Source organism: Kribbella sp. NBC_01505 (genome assembly GCF_045040285.1).
In the GTDB taxonomy this organism is placed as follows: Bacteria; Actinomycetota; Actinomycetes; order Propionibacteriales; family Kribbellaceae; genus Kribbella.
Map to the genome: position 1 here is coordinate 3141036 of NZ_CP109425.1, position 23230 is coordinate 3164265.

Consider the following 23230-nt stretch of genomic DNA (forward strand, 5'->3'; position numbering starts at 1 on the left):
CATGGTCAGTACGGCGGCGAAGGCCCTCGGGGTGTGGTTGTGCCTCGGCGCGCTCCTGATGGCCGGTCTGATCTACGATCTGCCCGCGATGTTCGCCCTGCTCGTCGGCTGGGCGGTGATCTATTTCGTCGTGGGCGGGCTGGTGGTCGCCGACGCGATCCGGCTTCGGCGGGGCGGGCAGCTGGACGCGCTGCAGGCTTCGGCGAATGTCGTGAAGATCGCCGAGATCCCGTTCTTCGTGCTGAACTTCGTCGCCCTGAGCCGGGTTGTCATCCACGTCGGCTCAGATGATCGTGACAACTTCGGTTTGCGCGGGTTCCTGGTCGCGCTGCTGTTCGTCGTGCTGACGTATCTCGTGCTGCTGCCGACCTCGGCGTACCCGGTGGCCTGTCTGGCGGTGCTGCGGAAGGACGAGCGGATCGGGCGGGTGTTTTACGGCCTACACCTGATTCTGCAGTTCCTCTTCGTCACGGACGTCGTCGGCGCGATGGTCGTGATCGAGGTCGCCCGCAACCGGCTCGGTACGGCGCGCCCGCCCGGAGTGGTGTCGCGGTACCTGCTGACCGGCGTACTGGCCGTCGCGTCGATCCTCGGCGCGATCTGGGTGCTCGAGTACTTCGCGTCGGTCTTCGGGTGGTACGCCGTCTTCGATTCCGATCTGCTCTGGTATCTCGGGTACGTCCCGGCCCTGGCGTTCATCGTCCTGGTGGTCGTCCCGATCGTGCCTCTGGTCGCGTTCCGAACCGCCGTGCGCGCCTTCCTGGCCGACGACCTCGAGCTGCTGCGGCGGTCGACCCGCGCGGTCAAGCTGGTGATGATCCCGCTCTTCGTGCAGAACTTCCTGCTGGGCGCGGTCGTCGTCGGATTCATCTCGTACCTGCCGCTGCGGGGAGTACGTCAATCGAGCGACTTCTGGTTCGTCGGGGTCGTTGCCTCCATCGGAGCCACCCCGTTCGTCATCGGCGCCTACCTGATGTTGCTGCCGACCTCGATCTACGGGATCACCTGCCTGGCGCTGATGCTGCGGCAGCGCCGGATCAGTCCGCGGTACTGCGCACTGCACGTGGTGCTGCACTTCGTCTTCGTGGCCGACATCATCAGCGCACTGGTTGTCTCGCATCGAGCCCGGCGGACATCGCTAGGTAGGGCCTGAGCATCAGGTCGAGCTGTTCGGTGAGGAACGTGGACAGCGAGCCCCAGCCGGTCACCGCCCAGACCTGGAGCGCTCCGTTGAAGCAGACCAGGGTGTGCCGCGCGAGCGCCTGTACGTCGGTCTCCGGCCGCAGCTCGCCTGCTGCCACCGCGGCTCGGTAGAACCGGTCACAGCTGTTGACGACGGCGGCGGAGTGGGCAAGGGCGTGCTCGCGGAACTCCGGGTCGGACACGTCGAAGCCGAGGCCGTTGCCGAGCTGCGCACGACGCTCGATGTGCGCGACTGTCGAGAGGACGAAGTCCCGGAGGATCACTAGCGGCGAGGTGTTGGCCGCCTCCGCTGCCGCGGCGGCGCGGAGCACCAGCTGCGGCGACCGGGCTGCCGAGGCGAGCAGCAGGCCGCGCTTGCTGCCGAAGCGCTGCATCAGCGTCGGCGGCGCCAGGCCGACCCGGGCACCGACGGCCGCCAGCGTGAGTTTCGCCGGGCCGACCTCGGCCAGCACCAGGCGGGTCGCATCCAGGATCACGTCGTCGTCGACCAGCCGCGGACGCGCCAAGCAGCCCTCCTGAGTTTACGAATGGCCGTTCATTATTGACGGGATCGTAACAGATCCGTGCGCCGTCAGTTAGGTACGGCAACGGGTGAAGTACGGGATCCCGAGGGGGCCCGCGGCCGAGCCCGCTGCCTGGTCCCCCGTCCGCGGGCCGGGCTCGTCGTACCAACGGGAGCTCTTGATGCGTTTCGCCCGCACTGCTTTGGGCCTGCTGCTGACCCTGATCGGCCTGGTGGCCGGCATCGCCGGCGCCGCGGCCGCGTTCTGGCTCGTCGGCCCGGACAACACCATCTCGACCGGGGGCCGGGCACTGACCAGTGACGGCCTGGCCGTGGTCACTGCGCCCGACCTGCTCGACCGGCACGGCCCGACCCTGCGCGTCAGCGTGACCGGGTCCAAGCCGCTGTTCGTCGGCATCGCGCAGGACCTCGACGTCGCCGACTACCTCTCGGGCGCCGCCCACACCCGCGTCATCCGGTACGACGTGCCCTCGACGATCAGCACGCAGACGATGAACGGGTTCACCAATAAGCTGACCCCGCCGGCCGACCTGGACTGGTGGGTCGCGAAGTCCGGCGGTGCCGGCAACCAGTCGATCGCGTGGCCGATGCAGGACGGCCGCTACTCCGTGGTCGTGATGAACGCGGACGGCACCCCCGCCGTCGACGCGAAGGTCAGCTTCGGGATCGAGCTGCACCGCTCGTTCGGGATCAGTCTGCTGGTCCTGGGCGCGGGTGTCGTCGCGCTGACCCTGGGGATCGCGCTGGCCTTCCGCCGTCCGACCGTGCGGTCGGGCGAGGCGGCAGACCAGGCCGGCGCCGTGCAGGTGCCCAGCTCGGCCGGTGCCGCCGCCGCACTCGGTACGTCGACGCCCGCGAGCACGCTCGTCGCGGCCCGCGACGCCAACCCGTTCGCCCCGGCCAACCAGGCGCCCGCGCCTGCGACTGCCGTGATCGACGACGTCCCGGCGTACCGTGCACCTGAGGTGCGGCCGGCGGCACGCTCGACCGACGACGAGGCGACCGAGAAGCTCGCGGTGATCGCCCAGCCCAGGCCCAAGCCGGAGCCGAAGCCGGCGTCGGCTGCTCGGCTGCAGACGGAGCCGCCCGTGCGGCCTGTGCAGGCGATGCGGTCGGCGCCGATGCTGATGTCGCCGGCGGCGGTCGCCCGGGCGAAGTCGCGCGCCACTCTCCCGACCAGCGTCCCCGCCGCGGCGGCCCCCGAGACTCCTCCCACCGAGACGTTGCCGCTGGTGGAGTCGCCGGAGTTCGTGAAGAGCGACGAGGCGGTCAAGCGGACTGCGGCCCTGCTGGCCAGTGGCGCTTTGTTGCTGACAGCAACGAGCTGTGGCCTGATGCCACCGAAGAACAGCCTGACCGCTCCGGACGCGCGCCCAGCCGTCAGCGTCGCCGACGCGACCGCCGTGGTGGCGAAGTACAACGAGCTGAACAACAAGGCCAACGCGGCCCGCGACGACAAGCTGGCCGGCACCATCGAGGCGGAGCCGACACTGGCCCAGACCCGCGCCGGGTATCAGATCGGCCGCAAGATCGACGCGGCCGGCAAGACCACCGACAAGCCGTTCACGTTCACCAATCCGGTGGTCGGCGCGCCGGAGTTCACGGCGTACCCGATGCGCTTCGTTGTCACCACCGGCGTCTCGGGCGCGGCCGATACCCGGCAGCTCGGCGTCTGGGAGCGCGAGAACGCCGGGGCCCCGTGGCTGCTCACCCACTCGGTCTACCCGGGCGCCTCGATCGACCTGCCGGCAATGGAGGGCGTGCGCACCCCGAGCCGCGCCGACCTGAACTCCCTGGCCACCCAACCGACCGCGGTCGCCCCGACCCTCGCGGCGTACCTGACCGGCGGCCCCAAGGCCGCGGAGGCCAAGCTCTTCACCGCCTCGCCGGGCATGGCGAAGCTCCTCGAGCAGCGCTCCCAGTCGAAGGTCGCCGACGCCGCCGAGTCCTACATCGCCGCCGTCGAGGACACCTACAAACCGTCCGGCACCCCGGTCACCTTCATGACCGCCGACGGCGAGGGCTTGGTCTTCCTCTCCCTCACCGAGCAGTACATGCAGCGCGTGGAGCCGGGCTCCAACGCCTATTGGACCAGCGGCGAGGCGACGGCGTTCAGCAGCATGGTCAAGTACACCCAGACCCTGCACCAGGACTACCTCCACCAGGTGGCCCTGGTCATTCCGGCCAAATCCACCGGCGGGCCGATCCGCATCCTCTCGATGGACGGCCAACTCGTCGGAGCCGGTGGCTCCTAAAGCGCGGTAACCGCTTGCCGGAAGATAGTTTCGCCTGATTGACTCCTGGGGTGAGGTTTTTCCCATCGCCCTGGGAGTTGTTGTGGAGCTCAGCCGCCGCCGCTTGCTGTCGTTCGTCCCCGCCACCGCGCTGTTGGCCGCCGTGAATCCGGCTCGAGCCGTCGCCGCCGGCGCTGCTGCCGAGCCTGACCTGCTGCTGGCCAATGCGATCGCGATCTACGCCGGTACGGCGGATTCGAACGCGCGGCCGGAGGTCGCCGCCAAGGTGGCGGGGATGGACGCGACCGCGCGCACCTGGCTGGCCGCGCTCGGGCGAGCCGGGAGCGGTGAACTGTTCGCCGGACTCCCGCTCGGGACCAGCGATCCGAACCTGAGCGCGTCGTACCAGCATCTCTACGAGATCGCCCTCGCGTACCGCCGCCCCGGACCGGCCTCCGACCTGCAGGGCAATCCGGAGGTCCGGACCAAGATCATCGACGGCCTGCAACGCCTGTACGACGGTTGGTACGGCGACCAGTCGACGGGGTACTACGGCAACTGGTTCACCTGGGAGATCGGCATCTCCACGTTCGTCTCCAAGACGTTCGCCCTGATCGACGCGCCCGCCACCCTCGTCACGCCGTACGTCGCCTCGATGGACTCCTATCTGCGGAACGGGAAGAACGGCGACGTCGACCTCGACTCGCGGTTCCACACCGGCGCGAACCTGGTCGACATCACCGCGAACCGCGTGCTGCAGGGCGCGCTGCTCGGTGACGACGCGCGGATCCGGAAGGCGCTGCAGGACCAGTTCACCGTGTTCGCGACGATCGATCCGTACAACCTGCAGCACGGCGTCACCGACGGGTACTACGCCGACGGGTCCTTCATCCAGCACGCGTCCGTGGCGTACACGGGCTCGTACGGCAAGGCCCTGCTCAGCCGGGTCGTTCAGACCGTCAAGATCCTCGACAACACCTCGTACGCGCAGACCGCCGAGCTGATCGGCGTCGTACAGGGCTGGGTCGAACACGGGTTCGCGCCGCTGATCTTCGAGGGCTGGATGATGGAGATCGTCAAGGGCCGTGCGGTCTCGCGGCCGGCCACCGGGTACGACGATGTGGCCGTGGTGGTCGAAGCGGTCGTGGACCTGGCCGACTACGCGGCTGCTGCGGACGCGGCCCGGCTGAAGGCGTTCGCCAAGTTCACCGCGCGGCCGACGATCAACCCGAACAGCTTCGTCTCACCGGTGAGCATCGCGCGGTTCGCGGACCTGCGCGCCGATCCGGCGATCGTGCCGGCCGACCTCAACCCGGCCGCGAGCAGTGTGGCGTTCAACGCGATGGACCGGACCGTGCACCGGCGGCCCGGGTTCGCGTTCGCGCTGGCGCGGAACTCGGACCGGATCAGCAAGTACGAGTACATGAGCGGCGAGAACCTGATGCCGTGGTTCCAGGGCGACGGCGCGCACTACCTGTATCTGAGCGGCCAGGACCAGACGAGCGCGTACGGCGTCGACTACTTCAGCACCGTCTCGCCGTACGCGCTCGGTGGTGTCACCGCGCCGGTCGAGACCCGCAAGACGATCCCCGAGCTCTACGGGACGGCGTACTACGACAACCCGCCGGAGTTCACGCCGTCGTCCGAGGCGCAGAACACGTACGTCTACTTCCCGACCGGAACCAACAAGCACTCCGGCGGCGCGACCCTCGGCACGTACGGCGCAGTCGGCTGGGTGCAGTCGGACGACTTCGCCTATGCGTCCCGTGACGAGCTTCCGGACAACTTCGTCACCTATCGGAACGCGTCCGCGACCAAGTCGTGGTTCCTCCTCGACGACGAGATCGTGGTGCTCGCCGCCGGTCTGCACGACGTCGAGCGCCCGGTCACCACCACCCTCGACACCCGCATCGCGGCTCCCAATGACACAGTGAAGATCACCGGTGTACGACGCGATGGTCGTCCCTGGGGTGGTTCCGGCGAACCCCGCTGGTTGCGCTACGCCGCCAATAACGTTGCCGTCGGCTACTACTTCCTGAAGCCCGCCGAGGTCACGGCCAACGTCCAGCAGGTCACCCGCAGCCGCCGCGTGATCCGAACCGCGAACCCGGACACCGCGGTCACCAAGCAGGTCTTCGCCCTGACCGCCGCCCAGCCCGCCGGCACCACCCGCGCGCTCGCCTACGCCCTGGTCCCCAACGCGACGGAACCAGCACTCCGCAGCTACGACCACGGCCGCCTCGCCGTACTGGCCAACACCCCACGCCTACAAGCGATTCAGCACCAAGGCCTCCGCCTCACCGCCGCCAACACGTTCTCCCCAGGCCTTCACCATCTCCCCGGCCTAACCATCGACGGCCCCGCCTCGGTCCTCCTCCAACGCCACGGAATCGACCTGACGGTCGCCGTCTCCGACCCAACCACCACCCGCGCCACCATCACCCTCAACCTCTGGGCCCAATACCTCAAACCCGCCACCCCGACCCCCGCCGTACAAGTCACCCGAACCCTCACCGGCACCCGCCTGACCATCACCACCCACCAAACCCACGGCCAGTCCCAGCAGATCAGCCTCCGCCCAGCCTGGTAATCAGCGCTCTCCCGAGATTTCGGCACCGAGATCAACACCATCCATAGTTCCGATCGGCATCCGCAACACCTCCCGGCGCCTGCCCGCAGCACGCTCCATCCGCCGCGCAGCCTCGACAACAGCCTGCCGAACGGCCGTCTCCCGGGACCGGCCGTCGCGCGTCAGAACGCCCCGTGCGCGTTCGAGCTCCGCATCCACGGGGATGGTGATGTCTGCCATGGACCAAATCTAGGACCCGATGAGCGGATTAGCCGCGCCGTCGTGTGTGCCGTGGGATGGGTGGGCGCGCGCTCGGGGGCTGAGTCGTCCCGGGATGCAGGTTTGCGGAGTTTCTGCTGTCTCTCGGTGTCTGTTGCGATTTGGCGGCTGCTCGCTCCCCAAACCGGTTTGGGGAGCGATAGCGCAACGGGTGATCGGTCGCGGTGGCTGGGCACTTCGGTTGGCCAGTAGCCCCTCCGTCCCGAAGGTGCTCGTCTCGTCCCGCCGCTCGGATTCGGCCGATTTCGTACGCGATGGCTGGTCGCCGCTGCGGCCGGTTTGACTGGACCGGGTGGCTGGGGTGGTCTGGGGCTGGGCCGGATGGTGCGGTCGGTGACCGCGGTTCCCGTTGCCTGTGGCTGACGGGTTGTGGTTGCCCCCAGACGATGAGCATTCCTGTCAGGTGACCCCCCGCTGCAGTTCGGGTCGGGTGCCGGTCGACCACCGCGGCTCGGGTCGGGTGCCTAGCCTGCGGAATTTCGCTGGATATCCGTTCAGATTGGCCCTTCTCTGCTCAAAACTTCAGGAGAGAACCGGCAACTTGCGGGGAGATCCCCTCGTTTCCGCACCGCACCGCACCGCACCGCACCGCAGCCGAAGCCCGGGCGACGGGCACCTGGGGCGCCGGCCTCGCCATCCACCTCGGCCACAGGATCGGCCAGCCACCCTGCTCGTTGGCGCCGGCCGCGGCGGCGAGTACCCGGCACCAAGGCCTCCGGCCGCATCCCAGCACGCCGAGGCGCGGTTTGCGGGGATCTGCTGTCACCCAGAGACAGCAGATCCCCGCAAACACCCACCAACCCCGCCCAGCCACAGATCCACGGAGTTTCTGCTGTCACCCGGCGGCAGTAGATCCACGTGAACCGGCCTATCGGCTGGTCGGGGCGGTCAGGCGCGGAAGCGGGTCCAGAGGTTGAGGGTTTTGCCGAAGCGTTCGCCGCGGATCCAGTCGAGGATGCTGCGGGCGACGCGTTCGGGGGAGACGTCGCCGCGGACGGAGCGGGGGACGTACTTGCGGAGTTCGGCGGCGTCGGCGAGGGCGTCGTCGATCTGGTCCTGGAGCCAGCCGCGGGCGGCGAGGCGTTTGCGGCGTACGGCGTCGGGGCAGTCCAGGTGCAGCCAGCGGCCTTCCGGGAGCTCGCTGGGGAGGCCGGGGGTGAGCAGGAGAACGGGGATGCCGGAGCGGCGGATCAGCTCGGTGATGCGCAGCCAGACCGCGTTGTACGCCGGCCAGATCGGGGCCGCGGTCGGACTGGCGATGCTGATGCCGAGCAGCCGGCCGTGGTCGTCCAGCAGCTCGTCCATGTCCATCACGACGAGATTGCCCGGATTCAACCGCACCAGCTCCGGCACCACGGTCGATTTGCCGGCCCCGGGCGCACCTGTCACCACGAACAACCTCGTCACAAGAACTAGTGTGGCGCGCCCTCGATCAGAAGGCTCGCCGGAGGTCGAACATCGCGCGAGACGTGCGGCACACCGCCCAGGCCGGGAGTGATCGAACCCAGCACGCTCGAGTGCGTCGCACCTGTGCAGCTCGGGACCGTCCCGCCGAGCCCGTGCACGGTCAGGAACCCCAGCACGGCGAACGCCAGCGCCTCCTTGGCCGCCGACGGCAACCCCAGCTCGTCGGTGTTCCGGAGCGGCACCGACTCCAGCTCCGAGGCCAGTCGCTGCATCAGCGCCGGGTTCCGGATACCACCACCAGACGCGATCACCTCGGTCCCACCATGCCGCCGTACGGCGTCCGCGACCGTCCGCGCGGTCAACGCGGTCACGGTCGCGACCAGGTCGTCGGCCGGGATCTCCGGCAGCCCCTCCAGCATCCGGGCCAGGTACGCGAGGTTGAACAGCTCCTTGCCCGTGCTCTTCGGCGCCGGTACGGCGTAGTACGGCTCCGCGAGCAGCCGCTCGAGCAGCTCCTGGTGCACCTGCCCACGCCCAGCCATCACGCCATCGGCGTCGAAAGTCAGCCGCCCGACGGTCAGCTCGGTCACCACCGCGTCGATCAGCGCATTCGCCGGCCCGGTGTCGAACGCCACCGGGTTCCCGTCGACCACGGTGATGTTCGCGATCCCGCCCAGGTTCAGCGCGACCGGTACGCCGGACCGCCGGCGCAGCCACAGCACGTCGACGATGCTCACCAGCGGCGCCCCCTGCCCACCCGCCGCCACGTCCCGCGCGCGCAGATCCGACACAACCGTCGTACCGGTTGCCTCGGCGATCCACGCCGGCTGACCGAGCTGGAGAGTGCCGCGGACCCGTCCCTCGTCGACCCAGTGGTAGACCGTCTGCCCGTGCGACACGATCAGATCGGCGTACCCACCACACAGCTGCTCGACCGCCTGCCGGGCCACCGACGCGAACGCCTGCCCGATCCCGGTGTCCAGCCGACAGACCCGCTCGACAGTGGTGCTTGCCGGAGGCAACAACCCGGCCAGCTCCCGCAGCACCGCGTCGGGATACGGCTGGCTGAGCATCCCGAGCGGGGTCAGCACCAGCTGGTCCCCGTCCAGCTGGAGGTCGGCCGCCGCCGCGTCGATCGCGTCGTACGACGTCCCGGACATCAACCCGATGACTCGCATATCAGTCCCGCAGCTCCCGTCGATGATCGTCTCCGCGCAACGTCAGCAGTGCCACCACACTCACCGCACACGTCACCACGACGTACCAGGCCGGTATGTCGATGTTCTTCGTCCGCTTGATCAGCTCCGTGATGATCAGCCCGGCCGACCCGGAGAACACCGCGTTCGACAGCGAGTACGCCAGGCCGAGCCCGGTGTAGCGCGCCCGGGTCGGGAACATTTCCGACAGCATCGCGGGTCCGGGCCCAGCCATCAACCCCACCACCAGTCCGGCGACGAAGACCGCGGCCCCCTTGGCCGCCGTACCCGCCTCCTTGTCCTGGAGCAGATTGAGCAGCGGGAACGCCAGTACGACGACGAGCGCGGCACCGGTCACCATCACCGGCCGCCGCCCGATCCGGTCGCTCAGCCGCCCGGCCGGCAGGATCGACGCCGCGAACCCGGCATTCGCCAGCACGGTCGCGACCAGGGCCTGCTGGAAGGTCGCGTTCAGGGTCGCCTGCAGGTACGACGGCATCACCACGAGGAAGGTGTATCCGGCCGCCGACCAGCCCATCAGCCGGCCGATCCCGAGCGCGATCGCCTTCGCGACCTCACCTGCACCGGCCGGACCGGGCTCCGTGACGGCAGCCTGGGCACGGGCGAAGCTCGGCGTCTCTTCCAGCCGGAGTCGCAACCACAGCGCGACCAGCCCGAGCGGCAGCGCGACCAGGAACGGCACCCGCCAGCCCCAGTCGGTCAGCGCCTCCTTGCTCAGCGCGGTGGCCAGGATCGCCGCCAGCCCCGCGCCGGCGAGCAGTCCAAGGGCAACCGTGAACGACTGCCAAGCGCCGTACCGGCCGCGACGTCCCGGTGGGGCGAATTCGGTCATGATCGACACCGCGCCGCCGAACTCACCGCCTGCCGACAGGCCCTGGAGCGCCCGAACCAGGGTGAGCAGCCACGGCGCGGCTGCCCCGACGCTCGCGTACGTCGGTAGCACGCCGATCAGCGTGGTCGAGCCGGTCATCAGCAGCAGGACGAGGATCAGCGTCGGGCGGCGGCCGATCCGGTCACCGACCCGGCCGAAGATCGCGGCGCCGATCGGGCGGAAGAAGAACGCCAGCGCGAACGAGGCGTACGTCTTGATCAGGCTCTCGGAGTCGCTGGTCGACGTCGTACTGAAGAAGTTCGCGGCGATCACGGTCGCGAAGAAGCCGTAGGCGCCGAACTCGTACCACTCGACGAAGTTCCCGACCGTGCCCGCGATCAGTGACCGCCGGTGCGAGGTAGGTGTACTCACGCGAACATTGTCTCGCAACCTTGCGGACCTCGCCGGTGTCATTCTCGGTACAGACCAGATCACGGGGAGGAGCGAGCGGGTGTCTCGGGGCGACGACTTCGACGAATTCGTCCGCGGCAGCGCGACCAGGCTGCTGCGGACCGCCGTACTGCTCACTGGGGACCGGGCCGCGGCCGAGGACCTCGTGCAGGAGATGTTCGAGCGGGTGTACGTGAAATGGCGACGGATCCAGGGTGCGCCGGAGCCGTACGCCCGCAAGACGCTGGCCAACCTGTCGGCGAACAGGTGGCGCAGCAAGAGCCGCAAGCCCGAGGTGGCGCTCGCCGATCACCACGACCTGGGTGCCCCGGACGGCTCGGACGCGTACGCCGTCCGCGACGGCCTGCTCGCGGCGCTCCAGGAGCTGCCGCCACGGCAGCGCGCGGTCATCGTCCTGCGGTTCTACGAGGACATGACCGAGGCTCAGACCGCCGACGCGCTCAGCTGCTCGCTCGGCACCGTCAAGAGCCAGACCTCCCGCGGTCTGGACCGCCTCCGCCAGATCACCGAACCCGCACTCCTGGAAGGACTGCGATGACCGAGACCGAGCTCAAGGACCGACTGACGGCCAGTGTCGACGAGATCGAGGCCGCTCCCGACGTACTCGTCCGGGCCCGCCACGGCGGCGCCCGCCGCCTCCGTCGCCGCCGCCTGACCACGCTGGCGATCAGCACCATGGCCGTCCTGGCCGTCGGCGGCGTCGCCCTGACCGGCCCAGGCCTCTACAGCTCGCTGACCGAGCCCCCGGTGGTCGGCGTACCGGTGCAGAACGACCCCTACGGCTTCCTGATGAAAGGCCACACCCGAGGCGACCTGGCCAACGACCAACCCTTCCTCGACCAGGCACTGCTGGCCTGGAAGAGCTCGCACGGCGACTCGGCCAACCGGGACCGGGGCATCTTCAACCGCCTGCAGGGCGAGCCGCAGGTCTACTGGGCCGGTACGACGCCGGCCGGGCGAGCGGCGATCATCGGCCAGTACTCCGAGCTTCGGCATCACGGCAACATCCAACTCGACCGCGAAGGTGTCCACACCCTGGTCGGCTTCGTCGCCGACAAGAACGGCAAGCCCACGGTCCTCGCCGACAGCTACCCGGCGCCCGGCGTCGGGCTCCAGATCGGCTTCGTCGCCGGCAACAACGCCTTGGTCGTGCTCGACACCGGCAAGAAGGTCGGCTGGTCGCCCGGGCGCGAGTACCGCGACGACGGCAGCAGCGGCCGGGAGTACGCGCCGGTGCCGTTCAAGGACGGCGTCGGGCTGGTCACGCTGCCCGAAAACACCAACCTCCTCAGCCTGGCGTTGCACACCCTGCCGGCCAAGGGCGCATCGGATCTCGAGGTCGCCAACGGCGGCGTCAACGTCAACCCGCTGGACGACGACGGCCGGCTCTGGTCGACCGTCGATGGCGACGGGCTCTGGCCGATGTCGCCGAACTCGCAGCAGCTCGCCGGAACCGCTCGGGACGCCTTCGACGCGGCCCTCGGCCCGGTCAAGGATCCGGTCTACTACCGGTTCGCGGACTCGATCTGGCTCGGGTACGGCGTCACCGCCAACGGCAGCTCGATCTATCTCGGTGAGCAGCAGATCGACAACGACCTGACCCGGACGTACGCCGTACTGAAGCCGAAGAACGGCAAGGCCCGGATCGTCCCTGGTGGTGTCCCCGACCGCACCTCCGGCGACCTGCCGGTGCGGATCAAGCTGCCGGACAAGCAGGGCTGGGCGGTCGCGGCGCAGGGCGCGACCCTGTCCTACCGGTTCGGCGACGGCGCGTGGAGCACGGATTCCAGGAACGCGCTGCTCGTCCCGGACGGCGAGCGTGCCGAGGTCAAGGCCGTCACCCCCACCGGGACCCGGACGGAGTGGCTGCGCTGATCCCTTGACAGTGGGTTTGGGCTCGATCGATGATCAGTCCGCTATACCGGTTTAGTTGACCGGTGTGGCGGACCGCCCACCCTTGTGACGAGGAGTCGATCGAATGAGTGAGCTCATGCGCCGAAGGACCCTTCTGACAGCTCTCGCCGCCGGCACCGCCGTGGCCGCGACCGGTGTCGGCACCGCGACCGCCCAGGCCTGCAAGGCCGCGGTCAAGAAGCCGACCACGGTCGCGTACATCGAGGTCAACGACCACAGCATGCTCAGCGCCGGCAAGTACACGCTGGCGAACGACGGCCGGCAGGTGATCGACATCGCGGTGATCTTCGCGGCGAACATCAACTTCAACACCTCCACCCGGAAGGCGTACCTGTCCTTCAACCCGCAGGTGACGAACGTCCTGACCAACCGCGCGACCCAGATCAAACCGCTGCAGGACAAGGGCATCAAGGTCACGCTGTCGATCCTCGGCAACCACCAGGGCGCCGGCTTCGCGAACTTCCCGGACAAGGCGTCCGCCGAGGCGTTCGCCCAGGAGCTGGCCGACGCCGTCGCCACCTACGGCCTGGACGGCATCGACTTCGACGACGAGTACGTCGAGTACGGCAACAACGGCACCGGCCAGCCGAACGCCGACTCGTTCATCTGGCTCGTCCAGGCGCTGCGCCGCAAGATGCCCGCCGGCAAGCTCATCACCCTGTACGACATCGGCCCCGCCTCGACCCGCCTGGTCAGCGGCAGCCAGAGCATCCGCGAGACCTTCGACTACGCCTGGTACCCCTACTACGGCGGCTGGGGCGTCCCCCACGGCCCCACCGACAAGGCGAAGCTCTCCCCCGCCGCCGTCAGCTACACCGCCACCAGCCAGTCCACAGCCGCCAGCCTCGCCCAACGCACCGTCACCGAGGGCTACGGCACCTTCCTCACCTACAACCTCACCGAAGCAAACACCGCCACCTACATGTCCGCCTTCACCCAAAAGCTCTACGGCAAAAACACCATCTACACCCCGTAAAAACCCCCGAGCCCCACTGCCCGTCGCCTACCACCCCGGTACGGCGGGCAGTGTCGGAGGCGGCGGCCCCTTGGGGGCGTTCGGCCGGTTCTGCGTGTCGTACCCGGTGGGGTAGTTGATGCCCGGGTGACTGCGCTTGAACCAAGCCACACACTCAGCGGGCGGGTCGATGCCGCCGTCCCAACTGGTCGCGACCCAACCGGAGAAAACATCGGTAGTCGGCCCCTTGAGCCAAGTGTCGGCCGACACCAACTTGGCCGGATTAGGATCCGGCACCGGCTCTGCGGGGCCGAGCTGGACGTCTGGGCGGTTGATGCTTTCGGCCGAAACTCCTCGGCGCATGACCAATTCTCTCGTCGACAGGTCGACTCTCTGACCGATGCCCTCACCACTCGGGCCGATCAGGGAGAAGCTGTCCCAGGTGTCCGTACACAGGCGCGCCCGCAACTCTTCGCCAGTTACGGTGACAGAGCGAACATAGACGCGATCCGTTCCACCGATCTTGCCGGCTTGGTCCGCCCCACCAAGGCTTGCGAAAACCTGCTCCGCAGTAGCCCGCGCGAACCCAGGAAACGACACCCGAGTGTCCTGATAGAGGCCGACCGACTCGACCCAAGCCCGCACCGCGGTGCCATCAGGCCCGGTCACAGACACACCAGGCGCTGCCGACCAGATCCAAGTCCTCGGATAGCCGGGCGTCGGCCCAGGCTTCTCGGGCTCATCTTCGAACAGCCCGCAACCAGCCACGAGCGCCACCAACATCCCAGCCGCCAACAGACGCGCACTCCGGACACCCGATCTCATCCGATCCCCAGCTTTTCGTGCAGCTGCTCGCGATCTTCAGCACGGAAATTAGCGATGGCGCGGTCGTAGACCTCCGAATGATGCTTCATGAATTTAGCTTGCAGCGCTCCGGAAGATGTCCTCGCCACTGCCTCATCGTAGCTGTCCGCAGCCACGCTGTAGTTCTCCGCCTCGAACTCTGCCGGTGACTTCAGGCGTGGCGGGATGTCGTTCGAGCGTACGGCGCTCGGCAGATCCTCAGGATCGAGTTTCCCAGTCTCCACCAGCGCTTTCGCGAACTCGTACCTGGTGATCAGTCCTGGGGACGAATACGCCGTGCTGTCGATGCCGTAGGTCCGAATCTGATAGGGCTCCACCGTCGGCGTCTCGGTGGACAGGTACCGGTCGAGGATCTTGTCAGCGATGCCGATCGATCCCTCGACTCCACCTGGCATTCCGGGGATGGCGTCGAGCATCGTGCCGACAACGCCGAGTGCATTCCCGCGGACTTCGGCCATGTTTTCCTCGGCCGCCGCCCGACTGTCTGTCTCTTCCAGCGCGGCGTTCCGCAAGGCAGTGTCGAGCAACCCCTGGAGTTGAGCGTTCCGCCGCCCGAGGTCACCGGCGTGCTCCTCATCGGTCATCGCTTGGTGAATCCCATCGACGTTGTTCCGGTAGACAGCTCCTGCAAGCGCTTCCGCCGACTTGTCGTCGGTTGCCACGAGGGTGAAGAACCGCGCTGCGACCATCTCCCCCGAATACATGTTGTCGACTCCTTCGACAACGAAGGTCTTCGCACCTCCGGCGGAGAACTCATTCATGAATCCGGCGGCGTCGCGGGCGAGAGCTCGGGTCAACTCGGGGTTGATGACTCCGAGGGCCTCCTCTGGGGCTCCGATGCCGGCACCCGGCATGTCCATGAGTTGTTTCAGTACGTCGGGACGCGCGAGCGTCGTGACCAGGCTTCGCATCGACTCGTTGGCGAGCGCCTGCCGCGTCGGGTCGTGGGACGTCTTGGCGTCGGCGATCCAGTCGAAGACTGATGACGCGGCCTTTCCGTCATCAGTCCAGGCGTAGGTCGAGATGGGGACCAGGAAGTCCTTGGCGCCCTTGTATCCCTTGTAGATGTTTTTGTCGACACCGGCGGGCGGATCCATGCCTTTACCGGTGAGCATGTCATGCATCGCCTGCTCGTTGTTGCCGGCGATCTGCAGGAAGATTCGGGAGGGCTCGTCGTCTGCGCCGCCCACCTTGAGATACTCCTTGACCGACTCGGTGGCAGTGATGGCGAGCACCTTGCTGAACGTCACGCCGCCGTGGTCGCCCGCTCTGGCGTTACTCAGGAACTTCGCCAGCTCTCGGGCTTCGCCGCCGCTCATCTCACCGGCACCGCTGCCCTCGTGCACGTACTCGGTGTAGCGGTCGGTGGCGCCTTGCTGGATGAACTCGGGGAGGCGGTTCCAGTTGCCGCCTCGGCGTTCGTCGGAGAGGGTGAGGAGGCCGCCGACCAGGGAGGCGGCGAGCGTCGTACGGGTCTTGATGTCGAGGCCTGTCGGGATGATTTCGCCTGGCGTGTACGTCGTTCTGGTCGGGGCGATCCAGTTGTCGTCGTTCTTCAGGTAGCCCGGGACCTTGTAGAGATCCTTGCCGAGTCCCTTGTAGAACGTCTCGAGGAAGAGTAGGTCGTCCTGACCGAGCGCTCCCTTGGAGTTGCGGATCCGTTCCAGTGCGCGGATCGCGTCGACTACGCCGTCGCGGCCGGGCGGCTTGCCGTCGAGGGCTGCCTTGATCTGCTGGACAGCCAGGTTACCGGCGTCCTTCGTGGCGACGGCCGGGTCCTCCGACATGGACAGCATGTGGGTGCCGGCCACCGGCTGCATCCTCTGGGACGCCAGCAGTACGGCGGCTGCGTGACGGCGGCGGAGCATCGGGAGCTCGCCGTGCAGCCAGCTCGCGACGCCGGTCAGATCGGTGATCGGCTGCGTCGACACCCCGACCTTCTCGAACTCGCCCTTCAGCCCCTTGAGCTCGGCGCCGATCGCCGACTCCATCGTGGCCAGATCGCTGATCACGCCGCCCAGCACCACGGGATCGATCATGCAGAACCCGTCGGCCTGCGCCCCGTGGCTGCCGCCCTCGTCCTTATACGCCATGGTGACCGCCCAGCTTGGCCCGCCAGCGCGTCGCCTCTTCCGCGCTGCACGTAGTCGGCGTACGACGCAGTAAGGCTTCCAGGTCGTCGTTCAACCTCTGGACGCCGGAGACGTACTTCGTCGAACGCGGCGTGAATTCACCGGTCCACGCCGTGGCCGCCGGACTGACCCAGGCCGATCCGTTCGAGATCGCGGTCGTCGGCTTCAGTTGCTTGTTCGTCAATCTCGTCTGCACTGTCCCGACTCGCTTCAGCAACGACGTCAGATACGCATGCAACGGATGCGGAACGTTCCCGTCCGCTGTCTCTTCTGCCATGTCGGCGTGCCACCCCCACCGGCCAGCCTTTCCCATCGAGACGCGGGCTGGCAACCGAAGGCGAGTCGATTGCACGAAGTTGCAACTGGTTACAGCTTGTATTCCCACCCCGGATGCCAGTCGAAGGGGACGGTGATCAGCTTCTCGAGGGGGGTGCCTCCGCCGAGTAGGTGGTCGAGGGCCCAGCGGTTTGCCGAGTGGGCGACTACCAGTACGACGTTGCCGGCGTACCAGCGTTTGACGTCTTCCAGGAATGAGCGGGTCAGTTCCATGACGTCGTGGTAGCTCTGGCCGCCTGGGAACGCTGTACGGACGCGCTCGACCCGTGGGTTGAGCGCGTCCACGGGGGCGCCGTTGAGGTCGCCGTAGTTGCATTCGCGGAGGCGCCAGTCCTGGAAGTGCGGGACTGTCAGGCCGGACAGTTCAACTGTTTGTACGGCGCGGCGTAGATCCGAGCTGAAGACCAGGTCGACGTCCTGCCGCCGTGCTCCGAGCTCCTCGGACTCGACCCGGCCACGGGCTGACAGCTCGCCAGGCAGCCAGCCGGTGGCGATGCCGTTCTCGTTGTCGAGCGTCGTCGAGTGGGTCTCGTAGATCAGTCTGGTCCGCATCTGCACAGTGAATCGGCTTTGCCTTCATTACCGGTCGGTATATACTCAAGTTACTCGTGAGTAAATCGGTAAGGGGAACCCCTGTGAGTCACTACAAGTCGAATCTGCGGGACATCGAGTTCAATCTGCTCGAGGTTCTCGGCCGGGGCGAGGTGCTCGGGCAGGGACCGTACGCCGACATGGACGTCGACACCGCGCGTGAGGTGCTGGGCGAGATCGACCGGCTGGCGAAGAACGAGATCGCCGAGTCGTTCGAGGACGCCGACCGGAACCCGCCGGTGTTCGACCCGGAGACGCACGAGGTGCGGATGCCGGAGTCGTTCAAGAAGAGCTACCACGCCTACATGGACGCCGAGTGGTTCAAGCTGGAACTGCCGGCCGAGCTGGGTGGGCAGCCGACGCCGCCGTCGCTGCGCTGGGCCGCGGCCGAGATGATCCTGGGCGCCAACCCGGCCGTCCACATCTACGCCGCCGGACCGAACTTCGCGCACGTGCTCTGGCGCAACGGCATCGACCGCGACAAGAAGATCGCGGAACACATCATCCAGCGCGGCTGGGGCGCCACCATGGTGCTGACCGAGCCGGACGCCGGTTCCGATGTCGGCGCGGGGCGCGCGAAGGCCACGCTGCAGGAGGACGGCAGCTGGCACATCGAGGGCGTCAAGCGGTTCATCACCTCGGGCGAGCAGGACATGACCGAGAACATCGTCCACCTGGTGCTGGCCCGCCCGCAGGGCGTCGAGGGCGCGGGTGGTCCGGGGACGAAGGGGCTCAGCCTGTTCGTCGTACCGAAGCACCACTTCGACCTCGAGACCGGCGAGCTGACCGGTGAGCGCAACGGCGCCTTCGTCACGAACGTCGAGAAGAAGATGGGCATCAAGGTCTCCACGACCTGCGAGCTGACCTTCGGCGACGGCGTACCGGCCAAGGGCTGGCTGCTCGGCGAGGTGCACAACGGCATCGCACAGATGTTCCAGGTGATCGAGTACGCGCGGATGATGGTCGGCACCAAGGCCATCGCGACGCTGTCGTCCGGCTACCTGAACGCGCTCGAGTACGCGAAGACGCGCGTCCAGGGCGCCGACCTGACCAACCCGGCCAAGGACGCGCCGCGGGTCACCATCACCCACCACCCCGATGTACGGCGTTCGCTGCTGACCCAGAAGGCCTACTCGGAGGCGCTCCGCGCGCTGGTGCTGTTCACGGCGACGTACCAGGACCGCGCCGAGCAGGCCCGGTACGCCGGTGAGCACGACGTGGTCGCCGAAGGTGTGAACGACCTGCTGCTGCCGCTGGTCAAGGGCTACGGCTCGGAGAAGTCGTGGACGCTGCTCGGCACCGAGTCGCTGCAGACCTTCGGTGGTTCCGGCTTCCTGCAGGACTACCCGATCGAGCAGTACGTCCGCGACGCCAAGATCGACACCCTCTACGAGGGCACCACCGCGATCCAGGGTCAGGACCTGTTCTTCCGCAAGATCATCAAGGACCAGGGCAAGGCCCTCGGCCACCTGGCCGAGCAGATCCAGGCGTTCGTCGCCTCCGAGGCCGGCAACGGCCGGCTGAAGGAGGAGCGCGGGCTGCTGGCCAAGGGTCTCGCGGACACCCAGGCCCTGCTGGGGATCATGGGCCAGGCGCTGATGGCGAGCAACCCGCAGGCCGAGAACGGCGACCCGCGCAACATCTACAAGGTCGCGCTGAACACCTCGCGGCTGCTGTTCGTCCTGGGTGACGTGGTCTGCTCGTGGCTGATGCTGCGCCAGGCCGAGGTCGCACTGGAGCGGCTGGGCGGCGAGCTCACGCCGGCCGACCAGGACTTCTACAGCGGCAAGGTCGCGGCGGCCCAGTGGTTCGTCCGGTCGACGATGCCGTCCGTCCGCGCCGAGCGGATCAAGGCCGAGCTGACCGACCTCGACATCATGGACCTGCCCGAGTCCGCCTTCTGATCGGCGCCGTCTGATCCGCCGTACTCCTCCGGCTCGGTCGTTTGCGCGGACCGAGCCGGAGGCCCCGGTTGTTGCCGCGTCAAGGGGCATTCCGGGGCAGATCGATCTGCCCCGCGATCTGCCCTTCTCCTGAAGCGGTTCCGTGTAGCAGCGTTTCTGCCCGTGGAAACACCGCATCCCTGGCTTGGCCTCCCCTGTCCGAGCCAGGGCTGCGTCACGTCCGGGGGTTCGCCTCAGGGCCGCAGAGAGGGTCCGTCCGGGGTTCTGCCTGATCCGGCGTACGGCGTCCGCGACCTACGGTCGAGGCTGACACGCTGGGAGGCGGACGATGGAGAGCAGGCAGCTGGGGGTCGCGGTGCTGGTGATCGCGGCCGGGATCGGGTTGTGGCAGTTCGCGGGGAAGGACAGCGACGACGAGCACAAGGTCGCCACGAAGATCGACACGGTCAGGCTGGCGGCCGACAACGCCGACGTCACCATCAAGGTCTCCGACGACGACACCACGACCGTCAAGGAGAACCGCCACTACTGGTTCTTCAAGCGCGGCGACGCGTACGACGTCGAGGGCAGCACGCTGAAGCTCGACGGCGACTGCGGCTGGAACTGCAGCGCGGACTACGAGGTGACTGTCCCCCGCGGTACCAAGGTGGTCGGCGAGAACGGCAGCGGGGACCTCTCGTTCACCGGAGTCGCCGGTGTCGACGCGGACTCACGCTCGGGCAAGGTCGAGCTCACCGATGTGAGCGGCGACGTGAAGCTCGACCTGACGTCGGGCGATGTCGACATCAGCAACCTCGTCGGGCGGTTGCAGATCAAGGCCAACTCCGGCGACATCGACGCCGACGGACTCCGCGGCGGCGCGGTTGACATCGAGACCTCGTCCGGTGACATCGGTCTCGACCTGACCGAGGCGAACGACGTACGGGTCAAGGGCACGAGTGGGGATGTCGAGATCAGCGCGCCGGGCGGCGGCTACAAGGTCACCACCGACACGCGCTCCGGTGAGGTGGAGAACGCCCTGGGCAACGACTCCGCCGGCACCCACTCGATCACGGCCGCGACCGTCAGCGGCGACATCGAACTTCAGCACAACTGAGCGTTTGCCGAAGGGTACTGGTGGCGTGTCTGACAAGTGATGGATTAGCAGCTGGCCACGGGGTAGCGTCTCTCGTAGGCGCACTTCACTAGGAGGCTCGGATGAGCATCGGTGTGGGGATTTTCTTGATGGTTGTGGGCGCGATCTTCGCGTTCGCGGTCCGCGACAGCTGGGATGCGGTGAACCTCCAGGTTGTCGGCTACATCCTGCTGCTCGCCGGCCTGGCCGGGATCGTCCTGTCCTTCTACATCACCAACCGCCGGCGCCGCGTCGAGACCGACGCGATCGACCCGGCGGTCGAGGAGGAGTACCGCGTCGTCGAGCAGCACCACCGCGACATCAAGGAGTAGACCTCACCCACCGGAGAGGACGAGCTCCAACCGTGCCGGTCCGTCAGCTGTGACGCGGACCGGCACACCCCAGTCCTGGCGATGCATGTGGCAGGCGGGGAACTCGACGGCGTCGGAGTCGTCGCAGGACGCGGCCTGAACCGCGACATGCAGTACGCCGTCGCCCACGTGCTCGTCGATGACCAGCCTGCGCGTCAGGTCGGTCGAGTCCCCCGCGCCTTCTCGCAGGAGCGTGTCCGGCGTCGAGGAGACCAGCAGCCGGGTCGACGGTCCGTACCGGTTGTCGAGCTTCTGGCCGGGCGGCGGCGTGAACACCACCTCCAGCGTCACCTCGCCGGCCGCGATCTCCATCGGCGGCCGCTGCGTCCGCGTACTGAACTCGGACGCCGTCGCCGACGCACCCAGTGGGATCCGGGTCAACCGATGCGCCGCCGACTCCACCACGAGCAGTTCGTTGCCCACGACAACAGCACCACTCGGCTCCGCCAGGTCGGTCGCCATCGTGTCGACGGTTTCGGTGCGCGGGTCATACCGCCGTACGGCGCCGTTGTAGGTGTCGGCGACCGCGATCGAACCGTCCGGCAGCACGGTGACGCCGAGCGGGTGCTGCAGTAGCGCCTCGCCGGCCTTCCCGTCGCGCAGCCCGAAGTCGAACAGGCCGGTCCCGACGGCGGTGTGCACCTCGGTGTCGATCCAGCGCAGCGCCGAGATCTCCGAGTCGGCCAGCCAGAGCCGATCCCCGTCCGCCGCCAGCCCACTCGTCTGCGCGAACCACGCCTCGCGCGGATCGCCGTCCTTCAAACCCTCATTCGTCGTACCGGCCGCGACCTCGGTGAGCTTCGTGATCGGGTCGTACGTCCACAACTGATGAACGCCGGCCATCGCGATCCACACCTTGCCCTGCCACCACGCGACATCCCACGGCGAACTCAGTACGTCGGTGCTGTCGCCGTCCATCCACTGCTTCCCGGTCCCGACGAGCGTCGTCACGGCGCCGGTCGCGAGCTCGATCCCGCGCAGCGCATGGTTGACCGTGTCGGCCACCACCACGTCGTACCCGACCTGCTCGGCGATCTCGACCGGCAGCCGGGTCAACCCGTTCGGCTCCGAGAAACTCGCCTGCACGCCATCCGCGAATCCACGCTCGCCGGTGCCGATCCGCCGTACCAGCGTCTCCGCATCGGGCTGGAGCTCCGCGATGCTGTGGTTCCCCGCGTCGGCCACCAGCAGATTCCCGTTGTCCAAGGCAATCACCTTGGCCGGGAACCGCAACTCCGACTGCTCCGGTTCAGGAGCGACGTACGGCGAGTTGCCCCGCGTCAACGTGCCTTTGGCCTCGTGCTCGGCGATGAGCTCGGCCAGCAACGCGTCGAGCGCGTGCGCGTGCCCTTCACCGGAATACTGCGCCACGATGTACCCGTTCGGATCCACCAGCACCAGGGTCGGCCAAGCCCGCGCCGTGTAGTTCTGCCAGGTCACGAGCTCCGGATCATCCAGCACCGGATGCCGCACCTCATACCGAGCCACGGCGGCCTTCACCGCCGCCTCCTCCCCCTCATGCGCGAACTTCGGCGAATGCACCCCCACAATCACCAGCGCATCCCCGTACTTCTCCTCCAACGGCCGCAACTCATCCAGCACGTGCAAGCAGTTGACACAACAAAAAGTCCAAAAATCAATCAGGACGGCGCGTCCCCGGAAATCCGAGAGCCCCAACTCCCGTCCCCCCGTGTTCAACCACCCACGACCCCTGAGCTCCGGCGCACGCACATACATACCCCCATTCTCCGCCCCCACCCCAACCCCACCTCCCCCCGCCCACCATCCGAACTCCGCGCGGCGGTCGACAGCAGGAGCATCTCCCCACCCACCATCCACTCCGCGCGACCACCACCCACACGCCGCAGCCGCCCACCCCGGTCACCCCGCGCCCCAGCTCCCCCACGACGGTCGTTGCGAAGCGCGCGGAAACGTGGTTCTGGGGGGATCTGCTGCCGCTCAGGGCCTGTTGCGTTATCGCTCCCCAAACCGGTTCGGGGAGAGTTTCGTCCTCCCGGAAGGCGAACCGGGGAGCGTTCACCCCCCGAATCGGCCCCAAATCCTCCCCGAACCGGTTTGGGGAGGATGCCGCCAGCCAAATCGCAACAGGCTCTCAGAGGCAGTGGATCCCCGCAAAGCTGCATGGCGACAGGTGATCGGGCGCGGTGGCTGGGGGCTTTGGCTGGGGGCCTTGGCTGGCCAGTAGCCCCTCCGCCCCGAATGCGCTCGTCCCATCCGACCGCTCGGATCCGGCCGACGGGGTAGACGGTGGCTGGTCGCCGCCGCGGCCGGTTTGACTGAGACGGGTGGCTGAGGTGGTCTTCGGCTGAGGGGG

The 23230-nt window shown here is 67.9% G+C and carries 19 protein-coding genes; 9 read left to right on the top strand and 10 right to left on the bottom strand.

Annotated elements, in window-relative coordinates:
* Window position 1 precedes the first annotated feature (1 nt).
* On the top strand, window positions 2-1153 hold the full coding sequence (locus OG474_RS14745) for a DUF6652 family protein (RefSeq protein WP_405062844.1): 1152 nt from the start codon (window positions 2-4) through the stop codon (window positions 1151-1153).
* On the opposite strand, the gene OG474_RS14750 is transcribed toward OG474_RS14745, so the two are convergent.
* A complete protein-coding gene (locus tag OG474_RS14750; RefSeq protein ID WP_405062845.1) occupies window positions 1098-1709 on the bottom strand; it encodes a TetR/AcrR family transcriptional regulator in 612 nt (203 codons plus the stop codon). The genes OG474_RS14745 and OG474_RS14750 overlap by 56 nt on opposite strands.
* Window positions 1710-1887: 178 nt before the next feature.
* On the opposite strand from OG474_RS14750, the gene OG474_RS14755 reads away from it, so the two are divergent.
* Together OG474_RS14755 and OG474_RS14760 are read left to right on the top strand one after the other, a co-directional pair.
* Complete coding sequence (locus OG474_RS14755) at window positions 1888-3981, top strand: hypothetical protein (protein ID WP_405062846.1); 2094 nt, start codon at window positions 1888-1890, stop codon at window positions 3979-3981.
* An 82-nt stretch (window positions 3982-4063) separates the two neighbouring features.
* On the top strand, window positions 4064-6550 hold the full coding sequence (locus tag OG474_RS14760; protein WP_405062847.1) for a polysaccharide lyase family 8 super-sandwich domain-containing protein: 2487 nt from the start codon (window positions 4064-4066) through the stop codon (window positions 6548-6550).
* On the opposite strand, the gene OG474_RS14765 is transcribed toward OG474_RS14760, so the two are convergent.
* From OG474_RS14765 to OG474_RS14780, 4 genes are all read right to left on the bottom strand, one after another.
* Window positions 6551-6769: a hypothetical protein gene (locus OG474_RS14765; RefSeq protein ID WP_405062848.1), complete on the bottom strand. Its 219-nt coding sequence runs from the start codon at window positions 6767-6769 to the stop codon at window positions 6551-6553. It lies immediately after the preceding gene.
* A gap of 927 nt (window positions 6770-7696) precedes the next feature.
* The gene (locus OG474_RS14770; RefSeq protein ID WP_405062849.1) at window positions 7697-8215 is read right to left on the bottom strand and encodes an AAA family ATPase; all 519 of its coding nucleotides are present in this window, start codon (window positions 8213-8215) and stop codon (window positions 7697-7699) included.
* 5 nt (window positions 8216-8220) lie between these two features.
* Window positions 8221-9393: an anhydro-N-acetylmuramic acid kinase gene (locus OG474_RS14775; RefSeq protein ID WP_405062850.1), complete on the bottom strand. Its 1173-nt coding sequence runs from the start codon at window positions 9391-9393 to the stop codon at window positions 8221-8223.
* A 1-nt stretch (window position 9394) separates the two neighbouring features.
* A complete protein-coding gene (locus tag OG474_RS14780) occupies window positions 9395-10675 on the bottom strand; it encodes an MFS transporter (RefSeq protein ID WP_405062851.1) in 1281 nt (426 codons plus the stop codon).
* A gap of 79 nt (window positions 10676-10754) precedes the next feature.
* Between OG474_RS14780 and OG474_RS14785 the strand changes: the two genes are divergently transcribed.
* From OG474_RS14785 to OG474_RS14795, 3 genes are all read left to right on the top strand, one after another.
* A complete protein-coding gene (locus OG474_RS14785) occupies window positions 10755-11252 on the top strand; it encodes a SigE family RNA polymerase sigma factor (RefSeq protein WP_405062852.1) in 498 nt (165 codons plus the stop codon).
* Window positions 11249-12589 (top strand): hypothetical protein, encoded by a 1341-nt coding sequence (locus tag OG474_RS14790; RefSeq protein ID WP_405062853.1) that lies wholly within the window; start codon window positions 11249-11251, stop codon window positions 12587-12589. The genes OG474_RS14785 and OG474_RS14790 overlap by 4 nt, the downstream gene beginning before the upstream one ends.
* A gap of 103 nt (window positions 12590-12692) precedes the next feature.
* Window positions 12693-13604 (top strand): endo-beta-N-acetylglucosaminidase H, encoded by a 912-nt coding sequence (locus OG474_RS14795; RefSeq protein WP_405062854.1) that lies wholly within the window; start codon window positions 12693-12695, stop codon window positions 13602-13604.
* Window positions 13605-13631: 27 nt separating this feature from the next.
* On the opposite strand, the gene OG474_RS14800 is transcribed toward OG474_RS14795, so the two are convergent.
* From OG474_RS14800 to OG474_RS14815, 4 genes are all read right to left on the bottom strand, one after another.
* The gene (locus tag OG474_RS14800) at window positions 13632-13946 is read right to left on the bottom strand and encodes a hypothetical protein (RefSeq protein ID WP_405062855.1); all 315 of its coding nucleotides are present in this window, start codon (window positions 13944-13946) and stop codon (window positions 13632-13634) included.
* 458 nt (window positions 13947-14404) lie between these two features.
* A complete protein-coding gene (locus OG474_RS14805) occupies window positions 14405-16540 on the bottom strand; it encodes a hypothetical protein (RefSeq protein WP_405062856.1) in 2136 nt (711 codons plus the stop codon).
* Entirely contained in the window at window positions 16530-16856 is a 327-nt protein-coding gene (locus OG474_RS14810; RefSeq protein ID WP_405062857.1) for a hypothetical protein, read from the bottom strand. Before OG474_RS14810 ends, OG474_RS14805 begins: the two co-directional genes overlap by 11 nt.
* Before the next feature lie 89 nt (window positions 16857-16945).
* Window positions 16946-17467 carry a histidine phosphatase family protein gene (locus OG474_RS14815; RefSeq protein WP_405062858.1) on the bottom strand — a complete coding sequence of 174 codons (522 nt, stop codon included), beginning with the start codon at window positions 17465-17467 and terminating at the stop codon, window positions 16946-16948.
* A gap of 83 nt (window positions 17468-17550) precedes the next feature.
* Between OG474_RS14815 and OG474_RS14820 the strand changes: the two genes are divergently transcribed.
* The 3 genes from OG474_RS14820 to OG474_RS14830 all read left to right on the top strand — a co-directional run bounded on the left by OG474_RS14820 (window position 17551) and on the right by OG474_RS14830 (window position 20856).
* Window positions 17551-19410, top strand: coding sequence for an acyl-CoA dehydrogenase (locus OG474_RS14820; protein WP_405062859.1), 1860 nt, complete (start codon window positions 17551-17553; stop codon window positions 19408-19410).
* A gap of 328 nt (window positions 19411-19738) precedes the next feature.
* A complete protein-coding gene (locus tag OG474_RS14825) occupies window positions 19739-20506 on the top strand; it encodes a DUF4097 family beta strand repeat-containing protein (protein WP_405062860.1) in 768 nt (255 codons plus the stop codon).
* A gap of 101 nt (window positions 20507-20607) precedes the next feature.
* Window positions 20608-20856 (top strand): DUF6458 family protein, encoded by a 249-nt coding sequence (locus OG474_RS14830; protein WP_405062861.1) that lies wholly within the window; start codon window positions 20608-20610, stop codon window positions 20854-20856.
* A gap of 3 nt (window positions 20857-20859) precedes the next feature.
* Here OG474_RS14830 and OG474_RS14835 read toward each other — a convergent pair whose 3' ends face one another.
* Complete coding sequence (locus tag OG474_RS14835) at window positions 20860-22632, bottom strand: NHL domain-containing thioredoxin family protein (RefSeq protein ID WP_405062862.1); 1773 nt, start codon at window positions 22630-22632, stop codon at window positions 20860-20862.
* Window positions 22633-23230: the final 598 nt, after the last annotated feature.

Excerpts from the sequence above, each read along its gene's own strand:
- OG474_RS14810 (WP_405062857.1), bottom strand. The coding sequence starts at position 16,856 with ATGGCAGAAGAGACAGCGGACGGGAACGTTCCGCATCCGTTGCATGCG.
- OG474_RS14765 (WP_405062848.1), bottom strand. The coding sequence starts at position 6,769 with ATGGCAGACATCACCATCCCCGTGGATGCGGAGCTCGAACGCGCACGG.
- OG474_RS14830 (WP_405062861.1), top strand. The coding sequence starts at position 20,608 with ATGAGCATCGGTGTGGGGATTTTCTTGATGGTTGTGGGCGCGATCTTC.
- OG474_RS14745 (WP_405062844.1), top strand. The coding sequence starts at position 2 with ATGGTCAGTACGGCGGCGAAGGCCCTCGGGGTGTGGTTGTGCCTCGGC.
- OG474_RS14825 (WP_405062860.1), top strand. The coding sequence starts at position 19,739 with ATGGAGAGCAGGCAGCTGGGGGTCGCGGTGCTGGTGATCGCGGCCGGG.
- OG474_RS14805 (WP_405062856.1), bottom strand. The coding sequence starts at position 16,540 with ATGGCGTATAAGGACGAGGGCGGCAGCCACGGGGCGCAGGCCGACGGG.
- OG474_RS14775 (WP_405062850.1), bottom strand. The coding sequence starts at position 9,393 with ATGCGAGTCATCGGGTTGATGTCCGGGACGTCGTACGACGCGATCGAC.
- OG474_RS14835 (WP_405062862.1), bottom strand. The coding sequence starts at position 22,632 with ATGTATGTGCGTGCGCCGGAGCTCAGGGGTCGTGGGTGGTTGAACACG.
- OG474_RS14795 (WP_405062854.1), top strand. The coding sequence starts at position 12,693 with ATGAGTGAGCTCATGCGCCGAAGGACCCTTCTGACAGCTCTCGCCGCC.
- OG474_RS14800 (WP_405062855.1), bottom strand. The coding sequence starts at position 13,946 with ATGCGCCGAGGAGTTTCGGCCGAAAGCATCAACCGCCCAGACGTCCAG.
- OG474_RS14815 (WP_405062858.1), bottom strand. The coding sequence starts at position 17,467 with ATGCGGACCAGACTGATCTACGAGACCCACTCGACGACGCTCGACAAC.
- OG474_RS14755 (WP_405062846.1), top strand. The coding sequence starts at position 1,888 with ATGCGTTTCGCCCGCACTGCTTTGGGCCTGCTGCTGACCCTGATCGGC.
- OG474_RS14790 (WP_405062853.1), top strand. The coding sequence starts at position 11,249 with ATGACCGAGACCGAGCTCAAGGACCGACTGACGGCCAGTGTCGACGAG.